The sequence below is a fragment of the Pseudomonas sp. P1_F1_2 genome (assembly GCF_056405815.1).
Window position 1 is genome coordinate 1 of record NZ_JBFUBK010000131.1, and the last position, 15,868, is coordinate 15,868.

Below are 15,868 nucleotides of genomic sequence, written 5' to 3' on the forward strand. Positions count from 1 at the left end.
CTGCCAGAAGGCGTTGAAATGGTAATCTGCCAGAAGGCGTTGAAATGGTAATGCCAGGTGACAACATTCAGATGACTGTTACCCTGATCAAAACCATTGCGATGGAAGATGGTCTGCGTTTCGCTATCCGTGAAGGCGGTCGTACCGTCGGCGCTGGCGTCGTAGCCAAAATCATCGAGTAAATTGTTGTAATGTCTTTTTCGGGCCGGCATAATGGTCGGCCTGATTTTGTTTTAGGTCAGTAGCTCAATTGGCAGAGCGACGGTCTCCAAAACCGTAGGTTGGGGGTTCGATTCCCTCCTGACCTGCCAGATTCACTTGGTGTATCTGGCTTTCTTTTCACAGGATCTTCATAGATGACTCCTAAAGCTGAAGCTCAAGGCTCTCGCTTCGATCTACTTAAGTGGCTTGTAGTAGTCGCCTTGGTGGTTGTTGGCGTTGTTGGCAATCAGTATTACTCTGCTTCGCCGATCCTGTACCGCGTACTCGCATTGCTTGTCATTGCTGCTGTAGCTGCCTTTGTAGGCCTGCAGACGGTGAAGGGCAAGTCTTTCTTTGTACTGGTTAAGGAAGCTCGCACCGAGATTCGTAAAGTCGTATGGCCAACTCGCCAAGAAACCACGCAGACCACGCTGATAGTTGTGGCTGTTGTACTGGTTATGGCGTTGCTGTTGTGGGGGCTCGATTCCCTGCTCGGCTGGCTTGTTTCCTTGATTGTCGGCTAAGGGTGTCCCGTGGCTAAGCGTTGGTACGTTGTGCATGCTTACTCCGGTTACGAGAAGCATGTCATGCGCTCTTTGGTCGAGCGCGTAAAGCTGGCTGGCATGGAAGATGGCTTCGGCGAAATTCTGGTTCCCACTGAAGAAGTGGTTGAAATGCGTAATGGCCAGAAGCGCAAAAGCGAACGCAAGTTCTTCCCTGGCTATGTGCTGGTGCAGATGGATATGAATGAGGGTACTTGGCACTTGGTCAAGGACACTCCTCGGGTGATGGGCTTCATTGGCGGTACTGCTGACAAGCCTGCACCGATTACAGATAAAGAGGCAGAAGCAATTCTGCGTCGTGTTGCTGATGGTAGCGACAAGCCGAAGCCGAAGACGTTGTTCGAGCCGGGTGAGTCAGTACGTGTCAATGACGGGCCGTTTGCCGATTTTACCGGCACGGTTGAAGAGGTTAACTACGAAAAGAGCCGGATCCAAGTGGCGGTGCTCATTTTCGGTCGCTCTACTCCGGTAGAGCTAGAGTTCAGCCAGGTCGAAAAGGTCTAGCTGATCAAGCATCCCAACCCCGCAGCCCCAGGCTGTGGGGTTTTGTCGTCACTGGGATAAACGCGCAAGTAACCGGGGAGCCTTTCGAGGCGTTTGAACCCGTAATTGGAGTGCCTCATGGCCAAGAAGATTACCGCTTACATCAAGCTGCAAGTGAAGGCCGCTCAGGCTAACCCAAGCCCACCTGTTGGTCCTGCTTTGGGTCAGCACGGCGTGAACATCATGGAATTCTGCAAGGCTTTCAACGCCCGTACCCAGGGTCTTGAGCCAGGTCTGCCGACTCCAGTGATCATCACTGTCTACAGCGACCGTAGCTTCACTTTCGAAACCAAGTCCACCCCTGCTTCGGTTCTGCTGAAGAAGGCTGCTGGTCTGACTAGCGGTTCCGCTCGTCCGAACACCGTTAAGGTTGGCACCGTGACCCGTGCTCAGCTGGAAGAAATCGCGAAAACCAAAAACGCGGATCTGACTGCAGCTGATATGGAAGCAGCCGTGCGTACTATCGCCGGTTCTGCTCGTAGCATGGGCCTTAACGTGGAGGGTGTGTAATGGCTAAGCTGACCAAGCGTCAAAAGGCTATCGCCGGCAAAATCGAAGCAGGCAAGTCCTACAACTTTGTAGACGCTGCTGCCCTGCTGGCTGAGCTGTCGACTGTCAAGTTCAGCGAGTCGTTCGACGTTGCTGTGAACCTGGGCGTTGACCCGCGTAAATCTGACCAGGTTGTTCGTAGCGCTACTGTGCTGCCACACGGCACTGGCAAGACCGTTCGCGTTGCTGTGTTCACCCAGGGTCCTGCTGCTGAGGCCGCTCTGGCTGCCGGCGCTGACCGTGTAGGTATGGACGACCTGGCTGCCGAAATGAAAGGCGGCGACCTGAACTATGACGTAGTTATCGCATCCCCGGATGCAATGCGCGTTGTTGGTCAGTTGGGTCAGATCCTCGGCCCGCGCGGCCTGATGCCTAACCCTAAAGTTGGCACCGTAACTCCAGACGTAGCTACCGCGGTTAAAAACGCCAAGGCTGGTCAGGTTCGTTATCGCACCGACAAAAACGGCATCATCCACACTTCCGTTGGCAAGATTGGCTTCGACGCCGTCAAGCTGAAGGAAAACGTTGAAGCCCTGATCGCTGATCTGAAGCGTATCAAGCCAGCTTCTTCGAAAGGCATTTACGTCAAGCGCGTTACCCTGAGCACTACCATGGGCCCAGGTCTGGTTATCGACCAAAGCTCGCTCGACGCGTAAGACACAGGTTGGCGCAAGCGATTGCGTCAATTGAAAGATTGGGGTCCCTGCCTGGCGGGGGCTATCCAAGACCGTAGGCGACGCAAGTCTTAAACCTCAAGCCTACGCAGATGGTGCTCCCGGTTCCTTACCGAATCAGACACCAAAACGACATCCGACTCCGGTTGGATGAAACGGTAACAAGCAGGAGTTAAACCCGTGGCAATTAAACTCGAAGACAAGAAGGCCATCGTCGCTGAAGTCAACGAGGCTGCCAAAGTCGCTCTGTCCGCTGTCGTGGCTGATGCCCGTGGCGTAACAGTAGGCGCAATGACCGGACTCCGTAAAGAGGCTCGTGAAGCTGGCGTTTACGTACGTGTCGTACGTAACACCCTGCTCAAGCGCGCTGTTGCTGACACTGAATACAGTGTTCTCAACGACGTGTTCACCGGCCCGACCTTGATTGCGTTCTCCAAAGAACATCCGGGCGCTGCTGCTCGTATCTTCAAAGAGTTCGCCAAAGGTCAGGATAAGTTCGAGATCAAGGCAGCTGCGTTCGAGGGCAAGTTCCTCGCAGCTAATCAGATCGACGTACTGGCAACCCTGCCGACCCGTGACGAAGCAATTTCTCAGCTGATGAGCGTGATTCAAGGCGCTACCAGCAAATTGGCTCGTACTCTGGCGGCAGTTCGCGACCAAAAAGAAGCAGCTGCAGCCTAAGGCTCGTCTCCTTCTCGCGTTTTTTGTTTATTTCGATGGTCGCGTAGGCCGTCCCCAATATCAGGAATTAGATTCATGTCTATCTCTCAGAACGATATCCTTGAAGCAGTTAGCAACATGTCCGTAATGGAAGTTGTTGAGCTGATCAAAGCTTTCGAAGAAAAATTCGGTGTTACCGCTGCTGCTGCATCGGCTGGTCCAGCTGCTGCTGCCGCTGTTGTTGAAGAGCAAACTGAATTCAACGTCATGCTGACCGAAGCTGGCGAGAAGAAAGTTAACGTGATCAAGGCAGTACGTGAACTGACCGGTCTGGGCCTGAAAGAAGCCAAGGCTGTAGTTGACGGCGCTCCTGCCATGGTTCTGGAAGCTGTTTCGAAAGACGCAGCTGACAAAGCCAAAGCTACTCTGGAAGAAGCAGGCGCTAAAGTCGAGCTGAAGTAAGCATCGACTTTGCTCCTCCAGCCCAAGCGTAAAGCGAAAGGCTGATGGCTGGTGGCTCTTGCCACCGGCCTTTTTCCGTTATTGGCAGCCGACTGGGTCGGTGTTGATAACGAGCTGTAACCACCCGATGTGGTGGCGCAAACCATGGGGTTTGCACGATTTTCTGGCTGCTCCCGTCGGGAGGGGCCAAACAAGCAGGTGACCAAGCTGGGGAACGCTGATGGCTTACTCATATACTGAGAAAAAACGTATCCGCAAGGACTTTAGCAAGTTGCCGGACGTCATGGATGTGCCGTACCTCCTGGCCATCCAGCTGGATTCGTATCGTGAATTCTTGCAAGCGGGAGCGACTAAAGATCAGTTCCGCGACGTGGGCCTGCATGCGGCCTTCAAATCCGTTTTCCCGATCATCAGCTACTCCGGCAATGCTGCGCTGGAGTACGTCGGTTATCGCCTGGGCGAACCGGCATTTGATGTCAAAGAATGCGTGTTGCGCGGTGTAACTTACGCCGTACCTTTGCGGGTAAAAGTGCGCCTGATCATTTTCGACAAAGAATCGTCGAACAAAGCGATCAAGGACATTAAAGAGCAAGAAGTCTACATGGGTGAAATCCCCCTGATGACTGAGAACGGTACTTTCGTAATCAACGGTACCGAGCGTGTAATCGTTTCCCAGCTGCACCGTTCCCCGGGCGTGTTCTTCGACCACGACCGTGGCAAGACGCACAGCTCCGGTAAACTGCTGTACTCCGCGCGCATCATTCCTTACCGCGGTTCGTGGCTGGACTTCGAGTTCGACCCGAAAGATTGCGTGTTCGTGCGTATCGACCGTCGTCGCAAGCTGCCTGCATCGGTACTGCTGCGCGCGCTGGGCTATACCACTGAAGAAGTGCTCGACGCGTTCTACACCACCAACGTTTTTCACCTGAGCGGCGAAACCCTCAGTCTGGAACTGATTGCTTCGCGTCTGCGTGGTGAAATCGCTGTTCTTGATATTCAGGACGAGAAGGGCAAGGTCATCGTTGAGGCTGGTCGCCGTATTACTGCGCGCCACATCAACCAGATCGAAAAAGCCGGTCTCAAGACCCTGGAAGTGCCTCTGGACTACGTCCTGGGTCGCACTACCGCCAAGGCCATCGTGCATCCGGCAACCGGCGAAATCCTGGCAGAGTGCAACACCGAGCTGAACACCGAGATCCTGGCCAAAATCGCCAAGGCTCAGGTTGTTCGCATCGAAACTCTGTACACCAACGATATCGACTGCGGTCCGTTCGTCTCCGACACACTGAAGATCGACTCCACCAGCAACCAATTGGAAGCGCTGGTCGAGATCTATCGCATGATGCGTCCAGGCGAGCCGCCAACCAAGGATGCTGCCGAGACTCTGTTCAACAACCTGTTCTTCAGCCCTGAGCGTTATGACCTGTCTGCGGTCGGCCGGATGAAGTTCAACCGTCGTATCGGTCGTACCGAGATCGAAGGTTCGGGCGTGTTGTGCAAAGAAGACATCGTCGCGGTCCTGAAGACTCTGGTCGACATCCGTAACGGTAAAGGCATCGTCGATGATATCGACCACCTGGGTAACCGTCGTGTTCGCTGCGTAGGCGAAATGGCCGAGAACCAGTTCCGCGTTGGCCTGGTACGTGTTGAGCGTGCGGTCAAAGAGCGTCTGTCGATGGCTGAAAGCGAAGGCCTGATGCCGCAAGACCTGATCAACGCCAAGCCAGTGGCTGCGGCAGTGAAAGAGTTCTTCGGTTCCAGCCAGCTGTCCCAGTTCATGGACCAGAACAACCCGCTCTCCGAGATCACCCACAAGCGTCGTGTGTCTGCACTCGGCCCTGGCGGTTTGACTCGTGAGCGTGCAGGTTTTGAAGTTCGTGACGTACACCCGACTCACTACGGTCGTGTATGCCCGATTGAAACGCCGGAAGGTCCGAACATCGGTCTGATCAACTCCCTGGCAGCTTATGCGCGCACCAACCAGTACGGCTTCCTCGAGAGCCCGTACCGAGTGGTGAAAGACGCTCTGGTCACCGACGAGATCGTGTTCCTGTCCGCCATCGAAGAAGCTGATCACGTGATCGCTCAGGCTTCGGCCACGATGAACGACAAGAAAGTCCTGATCGACGAACTGGTAGCTGTTCGTCACTTGAACGAGTTCACCGTCAAGGCGCCGGAAGACGTCACCTTGATGGACGTTTCGCCGAAGCAGGTAGTTTCGGTTGCAGCGTCGCTGATCCCGTTCCTCGAGCACGACGACGCCAACCGTGCGTTGATGGGTTCGAACATGCAGCGTCAAGCTGTACCAACCCTGCGCGCTGACAAGCCGCTGGTCGGTACCGGCATGGAGCGTAACGTAGCTCGTGACTCCGGCGTTTGCGTCGTGGCTCGTCGTGGCGGCGTTATCGATTCCGTCGACGCCAGCCGTATCGTGGTTCGTGTTGCTGATGACGAAGTTGAAACCGGCGAAGCTGGTGTCGACATCTACAACCTGACCAAGTACACCCGCTCCAACCAGAACACCTGCATCAACCAGCGTCCGCTGGTGCGTAAAGGTGATCGGGTTCAGCGTAGCGACATCATGGCCGACGGTCCGTCCACCGATATGGGTGAGCTGGCTCTGGGTCAGAACATGCGCATCGCGTTCATGGCATGGAACGGCTTCAACTTCGAAGACTCCATCTGCCTGTCCGAGCGTGTGGTTCAGGAAGATCGTTTCACCACGATCCACATTCAGGAACTGACCTGTGTGGCTCGTGACACCAAGCTTGGGCCAGAGGAAATCACTGCAGACATCCCGAACGTGGGTGAAGCTGCACTGAACAAGCTGGACGAAGCCGGTATCGTTTACGTAGGTGCTGAAGTTGGCGCAGGCGACATTCTGGTTGGTAAGGTCACTCCGAAAGGCGAGACCCAACTGACTCCGGAAGAGAAGCTGTTGCGTGCCATCTTCGGTGAAAAAGCCAGCGACGTTAAAGACACTTCCCTGCGCGTGCCTACCGGCACCAAGGGTACTGTCATCGACGTACAAGTCTTCACTCGTGACGGCGTTGAGCGTGATGCTCGTGCACTGTCGATCGAGAAGACTCAACTCGACGAGATCCGCAAGGACCTGAACGAAGAGTTCCGTATCGTTGAAGGCGCCACTTTCGAACGTCTGCGTTCCGCTCTGGTTGGCCACAAAGCCGAAGGCGGCGCCGGTCTGAAGAAAGGTCAGGAAATCACCGACGAAGTTCTCGACGGTCTTGAGCATGGTCAGTGGTTCAAACTGCGCATGGCTGAAGATGCTCTGAACGAGCAGCTCGAGAAGGCTCAGGCCTACATCGTTGATCGCCGCCGTCTGCTGGACGACAAGTTCGAAGACAAGAAGCGCAAACTGCAGCAAGGCGATGACCTGGCTCCAGGCGTGCTGAAAATCGTCAAGGTTTACCTGGCAATCCGTCGTCGCATCCAGCCGGGCGACAAGATGGCCGGTCGTCACGGTAACAAAGGTGTGGTCTCCGTGATCATGCCGGTTGAAGACATGCCGCACGATGCCAATGGCACCCCGGTCGACGTCGTCCTCAACCCGTTGGGCGTACCTTCGCGTATGAACGTTGGTCAGATCCTTGAAACCCACCTGGGCCTCGCGGCCAAAGGTCTGGGCGAGAAGATCAACCGGATGATCGAAGAGCAGCGCAAGGTTGCTGAGCTTCGCACCTTCCTGGACGAGATCTACAACCAGATCGGCGGTCGTAACGAAGATCTGGATAGCTTCTCCGACCAGGAAATCCTGGATCTGGCGAAGAACCTGCGTGGCGGCGTTCCAATGGCCACTCCAGTGTTCGACGGCGCCAAGGAAAGCGAAATCAAGGCCATGCTGAAACTGGCAGACCTGCCAGAAAGCGGCCAGATGCAGCTGACCGACGGCCGTACCGGCAACAAGTTCGAGCGCCCGGTTACTGTTGGCTACATGTACATGCTGAAGCTGAACCACTTGGTAGACGACAAGATGCACGCTCGTTCTACCGGTTCGTACAGCCTGGTTACCCAGCAGCCGCTGGGTGGTAAGGCGCAGTTCGGTGGTCAGCGTTTCGGGGAGATGGAGGTCTGGGCACTGGAAGCATACGGTGCCGCTTACACTCTGCAAGAAATGCTCACAGTGAAGTCGGACGATGTGAACGGCCGTACCAAGATGTACAAAAACATCGTGGATGGCGATCACCGTATGGAGCCGGGCATGCCCGAGTCCTTCAACGTGTTGATCAAGGAAATTCGTTCCCTCGGCATCGATATCGATCTGGAAACCGAATAACACGTGACGCGAATCGAGAGCGGGGCAGGATTGCCCGCTCTCTGCTCCGCCAGGAGGAAAGGCCTTGAAAGACCTACTGAATTTGCTGAAAAACCAGGGTCAAGTCGAAGAGTTCGACGCCATCCGTATTGGATTGGCATCGCCTGAGATGATCCGTTCGTGGTCGTTCGGTGAAGTTAAAAAGCCGGAAACCATCAACTACCGTACGTTCAAACCTGAGCGTGACGGCCTGTTCTGCGCCAAGATCTTTGGCCCGGTAAAGGATTACGAGTGCCTGTGCGGTAAGTACAAGCGCTTGAAGCACCGTGGTGTGATCTGCGAGAAGTGCGGCGTTGAAGTCGCGCTGGCTAAAGTTCGTCGTGAGCGCATGGCGCACATCGAACTGGCCTCGCCAGTTGCCCACATCTGGTTCCTGAAATCGCTGCCGTCGCGTATCGGTTTGCTGATGGACATGACCCTGCGTGATATCGAACGCGTTCTCTACTTCGAGAGCTATGTCGTTATCGATCCAGGCATGACCACCCTTGAAAAGGGTCAGCTGCTGAACGATGAGCAGTACTTCGAAGCGCTGGAAGAGTTCGGCGACGATTTCGATGCCCGCATGGGTGCCGAAGCTGTCCGTGAACTGCTGCACGCTATCGACCTGGAACACGAGATTGGCCGTCTGCGTGAAGAAATTCCGCAAACCAACTCCGAAACCAAAATCAAGAAGCTGTCCAAGCGTCTGAAGTTGATGGAAGCCTTCCAGGGTTCCGGCAACCTTCCAGAATGGATGGTGCTGACCGTTCTGCCGGTTCTGCCGCCAGATCTGCGTCCACTGGTCCCGCTGGATGGCGGTCGCTTCGCGACTTCCGATCTCAACGATCTGTATCGTCGAGTGATCAACCGTAACAACCGCTTGAAGCGCCTGCTTGATCTGTCCGCTCCGGACATCATCGTGCGCAACGAAAAGCGTATGTTGCAGGAAGCCGTCGACGCACTGCTCGACAACGGTCGTCGTGGCCGCGCTATCACCGGTTCCAACAAGCGTCCTCTGAAATCCCTGGCTGACATGATCAAGGGTAAGCAAGGTCGTTTCCGTCAGAACTTGCTCGGTAAGCGTGTTGACTACTCCGGTCGTTCGGTAATTACCGTAGGTCCGACCCTGCGTCTGCACCAGTGCGGTCTGCCGAAGAAAATGGCTCTCGAGCTGTTCAAGCCGTTCATTTTCGGCAAGCTGGAAATGCGTGGTCTCGCGACCACCATCAAGGCTGCCAAGAAGATGGTCGAGCGCGAGCTGCCGGAAGTTTGGGACGTTCTCGCTGAAGTGATTCGCGAACACCCGGTACTCCTCAACCGTGCACCGACCCTTCACCGTCTGGGTATCCAGGCGTTTGAACCGGTACTGATCGAAGGTAAGGCTATCCAGCTGCACCCGCTGGTCTGCGCCGCGTACAACGCCGACTTCGACGGCGACCAAATGGCCGTGCACGTACCGCTGACACTGGAAGCCCAGTTGGAAGCGCGCGCGTTGATGATGTCGACCAACAACATTCTGTCGCCAGCCAACGGTGAGCCAATCATCGTTCCGTCGCAGGACGTTGTATTGGGTCTGTACTACATGACTCGTGAAGCGATCAACGCCAAGGGCGAAGGTCGTGTGTTCGCGGATCTGCAAGAAGTTGACCGTGTGTTCCGTGCCGGCGAAGCCGCACTGCACGCCAAGGTCAAAGTGCGGATCAACGAAACCGTCAACGACCGTGATGGTGGCAGCGTGAGCAACACCCGTATCGTCGACACTACTGTCGGTCGTGCGCTGTTGTTCCAGGTTGTGCCAAAAGGTCTGTCGTACGACGTCGTCAACCTGCCGATGAAGAAAAAGGCGATCTCCAAGCTGATCAACCAGTGCTACCGCGTGGTTGGTTTGAAAGAGACCGTGATCTTCGCCGACCAGTTGATGTACACCGGTTTTGCTTACTCGACCATTTCCGGCGTTTCCATCGGTGTAAACGACTTCGTTATCCCGGATGAGAAAGCCCGCATCATCAGTGCAGCTACCGATGAAGTGAAAGAGATCGAAAGTCAGTACGCCTCCGGCCTGGTAACCCAGGGCGAGAAGTACAACAAAGTGATCGACCTTTGGTCCAAGGCGAACGACGAAGTTTCCAAGGCGATGATGGCCAACCTCTCGAAAGAGAAAGTCATCGACCGTCATGGTGTCGAAGTCGACCAGGAATCGTTCAACTCGATGTACATGATGGCCGACTCGGGCGCACGGGGTTCTGCTGCGCAGATCCGTCAGCTCGCCGGTATGCGTGGCCTGATGGCCAAGCCGGATGGCTCCATCATTGAAACGCCGATTACTGCGAACTTTCGTGAAGGTTTGAGCGTACTCCAGTACTTCATCTCCACTCACGGTGCTCGTAAAGGTTTGGCGGATACCGCGTTGAAAACTGCGAACTCCGGTTACCTGACTCGTCGTCTGGTAGACGTAGCGCAGGATCTGGTTGTGACCGAGATCGACTGCGGCACCGAGCATGGCCTGGTAATGACTCCGCACATTGAAGGCGGTGACGTTGTTGAGCCGCTGGGTGAGCGCGTATTGGGTCGTGTCATTGCCCGTGACGTGTTCAAGCCGGGTACTGAAGAAGTTATCGTTCCTGCCGGTACGCTGGTAGACGAGAAGTGGGTCGAGTTCATCGAGCTGAACAGCATCGACGAAGTGATCGTGCGTTCGCCGATCAGCTGCGAAACCCGCTATGGCATTTGCGCCAAGTGCTACGGCCGTGACTTGGCTCGTGGTCACCAGGTGAACATCGGTGAAGCGGTCGGCGTTATCGCTGCCCAGTCCATTGGTGAGCCAGGTACCCAGCTGACCATGCGTACGTTCCACATCGGTGGTGCGGCAAGCCGGACCTCCGCTGCTGACAGCGTTCAGGTGAAGAATGGCGGTACCGTCCGTCTGCATAACCTGAAGCACGTTGAGCGAGTGGATGGTTGCCTGGTTGCTGTGTCCCGTTCCGGTGAGCTGGCGATCGCTGACGACTTCGGTCGTGAGCGTGAGCGTTACAAGCTGCCGTACGGTGCTGTGATTTCGGTTAAAGAAGGTGACAAGGTCGACGCTGGCGCAATCGTGGCCAAGTGGGATCCGCACACTCACCCAATCGTTACCGAAATGAAAGGTACCGTGACCTACGTGGGCATGGAAGAAGGCATCACGATCAAGCGTCAGACTGACGAATTGACCGGTATGACCAACATTGAAGTACTCGACGCCAAAGACCGTCCAGCTGCCGGTAAAGATATCYGTCCTGCTGTGAAGATGGTTGATGACAACGGCAAGGATCTCTTGCTGCCGGGTACCGACGTAATTGCTCAGTACTTCCTGCCTGCTAACGCCTTGGTCGGTGTAGCGGACGGTGCGAAAATTGCGATCGGTGACGTTATCGCTCGTATTCCGCAAGAGACTTCGAAGACCCGTGACATCACCGGTGGTCTGCCGCGTGTTGCCGACTTGTTCGAAGCTCGTCGTCCGAAAGAAGCCTCGATTCTGGCTGAAGTCAGCGGCACCATCGCGTTCGGTAAAGAGACCAAAGGCAAGCGCCGTCTGGTCATTACCCCGAACGACGGTAGCGATCCGTACGAAGAGCTGATTCCGAAGTGGCGTCACCTGAACGTCTTCGAAGGCGAACAGGTAAACCGCGGCGAAGTTATCTCCGACGGCCCGAGCGATCCACACGACATCCTGCGTCTGCTGGGTGTGAGTGCGCTGGCCAAGTACATCGTGAACGAGATCCAGGACGTTTACCGTCTGCAAGGCGTGAAGATCAACGACAAGCACATCGAGACCATCCTGCGTCAGATGCTGCGTAAAGTTGAAATCGCTGAATCCGGCGATTCCAGTTTCATCAAGGGCGACCAGATGGAATTGACTCATGTTCTGGTAGAGAACGAGCGTCTGGCTGGCGACGAGAAATTCGTTTCCAAGTTCACTCGCGTACTGTTGGGTATCACCAAGGCGTCGTTGTCCACCGAATCGTTCATCTCGGCGGCTTCCTTCCAGGAAACCACTCGAGTACTGACCGAAGCGGCAGTCACCGGCAAGCGCGATTACCTGCGCGGCCTGAAAGAAAACGTAGTCGTGGGTCGCCTGATCCCGGCGGGTACCGGTCTGGCTTATCACAGCGAGCGTAAGCGCCGTCGTGATGCTGACAAACCGTTGCGCGTAAGCGCCAGTGAAGTGGAAGCTGCACTGACCGAAGCGCTGAACTCGAGCGGTAACTGAGTTCTGCGATAAATGAGCGTAAGGCCCTGGTCGCTCCGTTCATCGAATCGAGACAATTTGTCGAGGTTCGATGGGCGGGGAGGTCGGGGCCTTGCCTTGACTGGGGGCAAGATCCTCTTTAGACTCTTGTACCCCTAAATTTGGCGGGAATTCGTTCCTGCCATTTTGCTTTTCTTGCAAGACAATAGCGTCGCAAGACAACAGTGGAGCTAGTAGATGGCAACTATCAACCAGCTGGTACGTCAGCCGCGTAAGCGTATCGTCGAGAAATCCGACGTGCCTGCGCTGCAGAACTGCCCGCAACGTCGTGGCGTATGCACCCGTGTGTATACCACCACGCCGAAAAAACCTAACTCGGCACTGCGTAAAGTATGCCGTGTGCGCCTGACCAACGGTTTCGAGGTTTCCTCGTACATCGGCGGTGAAGGCCACAACCTGCAAGAGCACAGCGTGGTACTGATCCGCGGCGGTCGTGTAAAAGACTTGCCAGGTGTTCGTTACCACACCGTACGCGGTTCTTTGGATACTTCCGGCGTTAAAGGTCGTAACCAGGGTCGTTCGAAGTACGGTACCAAGAAGCCTAAGTAGTAGCGGCTTTTTGTAAGAACTGATTTTCTATTTTTCTGAGTCGATAAGAGTAAGGTCGGAGGCGTCCCGTAAGGGCACCGATTCCGAGCGAACCTGAAGACCGTTTGAGGGCTTATCCATGCCAAGAAGACGCGTAGCAGCCAAGCGCGAAGTGCTTGACGATCCAAAATACGGCAGCCAGATCCTGGCCAAGTTCATGAACCACGTGATGGAAAGCGGCAAGAAAGCCGTTGCCGAGCGTATCGTTTATGGCGCGCTGGAAAAAGTTAAAGAACGCAAGAACAGCGATCCCCTGGAAATCTTCGAGAAAGCTCTCGACGCCATCGCTCCGCTGGTCGAAGTAAAGTCGCGCCGTGTAGGCGGTGCTACTTACCAGGTTCCGGTCGAAGTTCGTCCGTCCCGTCGTAACGCTCTGGCAATGCGCTGGTTGGTAGACTTCGCACGCAAGCGCGGCGAGAAGTCTATGGCTCTGCGTTTGGCTGGCGAACTGCTGGACGCCGCTGAAGGCAAAGGTGCTGCAGTTAAGAAGCGTGAAGACGTGCACCGTATGGCTGAAGCCAACAAGGCTTTCTCGCACTACCGCTTCTAATTTTAGCGTCACTAATTTTGCGAGGGCTTTATGGCTCGTACTACACCGATTAACCGCTACCGTAACATTGGTATCGTTGCTCACGTGGATGCTGGTAAGACCACCACCACCGAGCGCGTCCTTTTTTACACTGGCAAAAGCCACAAGATGGGCGAGGTGCATGACGGCGCCGCGACCACCGACTGGATGGTTCAGGAGCAGGAGCGTGGTATTACCATTACTTCTGCTGCTATTACCGCGTTCTGGCAGGGTTCCGAGAAGCAGCACAAGGACCAATACCGCTTTAACGTCATCGACACCCCGGGCCACGTTGACTTCACTATTGAAGTTGAGCGTTCCCTGCGTGTTCTCGACGGCGCGGTAGTTGTGTTCTGCGGCACCTCGGGTGTTGAGCCTCAGTCGGAAACCGTATGGCGTCAAGCCAACAAGTACGGCGTTCCACGTCTTGTTTACGTAAACAAGATGGACCGTGCTGGTGCGAACTTCCTACGCGTGATCGGTCAGATCAAGCAGCGTCTGGGTCACACTCCGGTGCCAATCCAGTTGGCCATCGGTTCCGAAGACAACTTCCAGGGTCAGATCGATCTGATGTCCATGGAAGCTGTTTACTGGAATGACGCTGACAAAGGCATGACTCCACGTCGCGAGCCAATCCCTGCTGAACTGCAGGAACTGGCTAACGAGTGGCGCGGCAACATGATTGAAGCTGCAGCCGAAGCCAGCGAAGAGCTGATGAACAAGTACCTCGAAGGTGAAGAACTCACCAACGCGGAAATCAAGGCCGCTCTGCGTCAGCGTACTATCGCTGGTGAGATCGTTCTGGCTGTTTGCGGTTCTTCCTTCAAGAACAAGGGTGTTCCCCTGGTTCTCGACGCCGTTATCGACTACCTGCCGGCTCCTACCGACATTCCTGCCATCAAGGGTACTGACCCGGATGACGAGACTCGGGAAATGGAGCGTCACGCAGACGACAGCGAGCCGTTCTCGGCTCTGGCGTTCAAGATCGCTACCGACCCATTCGTGGGTACCTTGACCTTTGTTCGAGTTTACTCGGGCGTGTTGGCCTCCGGCGACGGCGTGATCAACTCGGTTAAAGGCAAGAAAGAGCGCGTGGGTCGTATGGTGCAAATGCACGCAAACGCCCGTGAAGAAATCAAGGAAGTGCGCGCTGGTGACATCGCGGCCTTGATCGGCATGAAGGACGTCACCACTGGTGAGACTTTGTGCAACGCTGACAAGCCAATCATCCTGGTTCGCATGGACTTCCCGGAGCCGGTTATTTCGGTTGCCGTAGAGCCTAAGACCAAGGATGACCAGGAAAAAATGGGTATCGCTCTGGGCAAGCTTGCTCAGGAAGATCCATCTTTCCGCGTCAAAACCGATGAAGAGACTGGTCAAACGATCATCTCTGGCATGGGCGAACTGCACCTGGACATCCTGGTTGACCGGATGCGCCGTGAGTTCAACGTCGAAGCCAACATTGGTAAGCCTCAGGTTTCCTATCGTGAGCGCATCACGAAGAACTGTGAAATCGAAGGAAAATTCGTTCGTCAATCCGGCGGTCGTGGCCAGTTCGGCCATTGCTGGATTCGTTTTGCTCCTGCTGACGAAGGTCAGGAAGGTCTGCAATTCGTGAACGAAGTCGTGGGTGGTGTGGTTCCTAAGGAATACATCCCGGCGATCCAGAAGGGTATCGAAGAGCAGATGAAGAACGGCGTTGTTGCCGGCTATCCGCTGATCGGCCTGAAGGCTACCGTGTTTGATGGTTCTTACCACGACGTCGACTCCAACGAGATGGCGTTTAAAGTGGCTGCTTCCATGGCGACCAAGCAACTGGCCCAGAAGGGTGGTGGTGAGTTGCTTGAGCCGATCATGGCGGTAGAGGTTGTTACGCCTGAAGACTATATGGGTGACGTGATGGGCGACCTTAACCGTCGTCGCGGCATGATTTTGGGTATGGAAGACACGGTCTCCGGCAAGGTAATTCGCGCCGAAGTTCCGTTGGGCGAGATGTTCGGTTATGCGACCGATGTTCGTTCCATGTCCCAGGGTCGCGCAAGCTACTCTATGGAATTCAAAAAATACAATACGGCTCCGTCGCACATCGTCGAAACCGTTACCAAAAAACAAGGCTGATTCAGTCCTTTAGGCAAGGAGTTAATTGTCGTGGCTAAAGAAAAATTTGATCGTTCCCTACCGCACGTCAACGTTGGCACCATCGGTCACGTTGACCATGGTAAAACCACTCTGACCGCTGCTCTGACTCGCGTTTGCTCCGAAGTTTTCGGTTCGGCAATCGTTGATTTCGACAAGATCGACAGCGCACCAGAAGAAAAAGCTCGCGGTATCACCATCAACACCGCGCACGTTGAGTACAACTCGAAGATCCGTCACTACGCTCACGTTGACTGCCCAGGTCACGCTGACTATGTGAAGAACATGATCACCGGTGCTGCTCAAATGGACGGCGCTATCCTGGTT

The 15,868-nt window shown here is 55.2% G+C and carries 12 protein-coding genes, 1 tRNA gene and 1 pseudogene; all 14 read left to right on the plus strand.

The window, feature by feature from the left end:
* Nucleotides 1-17: 17 nt before the first annotated feature.
* Nucleotides 18-182: pseudogene (locus AC1D2P_RS27225) on the plus strand (EF-Tu C-terminal domain-related protein); the annotation flags it as partial.
* Between the two features lie 53 nt (nt 183-235).
* Nucleotides 236-311, plus strand: a tRNA-Trp gene (locus AC1D2P_RS27230).
* A gap of 45 nt (nt 312-356) precedes the next feature.
* On the plus strand, nt 357-725 hold the full coding sequence (secE, locus tag AC1D2P_RS27235) for a preprotein translocase subunit SecE (RefSeq protein ID WP_007896620.1): 369 nt from the start codon (nt 357-359) through the stop codon (nt 723-725).
* Between the two features lie 9 nt (nt 726-734).
* Nucleotides 735-1,268, plus strand: coding sequence for a transcription termination/antitermination protein NusG (gene nusG / locus AC1D2P_RS27240; protein ID WP_007896622.1), 534 nt, complete (start codon nt 735-737; stop codon nt 1,266-1,268).
* Between the two features lie 117 nt (nt 1,269-1,385).
* On the plus strand, nt 1,386-1,817 hold the full coding sequence (rplK, locus tag AC1D2P_RS27245) for a 50S ribosomal protein L11 (RefSeq protein ID WP_007933726.1): 432 nt from the start codon (nt 1,386-1,388) through the stop codon (nt 1,815-1,817).
* Nucleotides 1,817-2,512: a 50S ribosomal protein L1 gene (gene rplA / locus AC1D2P_RS27250; RefSeq protein ID WP_008041297.1), complete on the plus strand. Its 696-nt coding sequence runs from the start codon at nt 1,817-1,819 to the stop codon at nt 2,510-2,512. Before rplK ends, rplA begins: the two co-directional genes overlap by 1 nt.
* Before the next feature lie 198 nt (nt 2,513-2,710).
* Entirely contained in the window at nt 2,711-3,211 is a 501-nt protein-coding gene (gene rplJ, locus AC1D2P_RS27255) for a 50S ribosomal protein L10 (protein ID WP_046033385.1), read from the plus strand.
* A gap of 75 nt (nt 3,212-3,286) precedes the next feature.
* Nucleotides 3,287-3,652, plus strand: a complete 366-nt coding sequence (rplL, locus tag AC1D2P_RS27260) for a 50S ribosomal protein L7/L12 (RefSeq protein ID WP_046033384.1) — start codon at nt 3,287-3,289, stop codon at nt 3,650-3,652.
* A 220-nt stretch (nt 3,653-3,872) separates the two neighbouring features.
* Nucleotides 3,873-7,946, plus strand: coding sequence for a DNA-directed RNA polymerase subunit beta (gene rpoB / locus AC1D2P_RS27265; RefSeq protein WP_046033383.1), 4,074 nt, complete (start codon nt 3,873-3,875; stop codon nt 7,944-7,946).
* Nucleotides 7,947-8,010: 64 nt separating this feature from the next.
* Nucleotides 8,011-12,210, plus strand: a complete 4,200-nt coding sequence (rpoC, locus tag AC1D2P_RS27270) for a DNA-directed RNA polymerase subunit beta' (protein WP_477811688.1) — start codon at nt 8,011-8,013, stop codon at nt 12,208-12,210.
* Nucleotides 12,211-12,426: 216 nt separating this feature from the next.
* A complete protein-coding gene (gene rpsL / locus AC1D2P_RS27275) occupies nt 12,427-12,798 on the plus strand; it encodes a 30S ribosomal protein S12 (protein WP_002555494.1) in 372 nt (123 codons plus the stop codon).
* A gap of 118 nt (nt 12,799-12,916) precedes the next feature.
* Nucleotides 12,917-13,387, plus strand: coding sequence for a 30S ribosomal protein S7 (rpsG, locus tag AC1D2P_RS27280; protein WP_002555493.1), 471 nt, complete (start codon nt 12,917-12,919; stop codon nt 13,385-13,387).
* Between the two features lie 30 nt (nt 13,388-13,417).
* Nucleotides 13,418-15,523, plus strand: a complete 2,106-nt coding sequence (fusA, locus tag AC1D2P_RS27285) for an elongation factor G (protein WP_046033381.1) — start codon at nt 13,418-13,420, stop codon at nt 15,521-15,523.
* A 30-nt stretch (nt 15,524-15,553) separates the two neighbouring features.
* Nucleotides 15,554-15,868: GTP-binding protein (locus AC1D2P_RS27290; protein ID WP_228759421.1), on the plus strand; the 315-nt coding region annotated here is incomplete at its 3' end.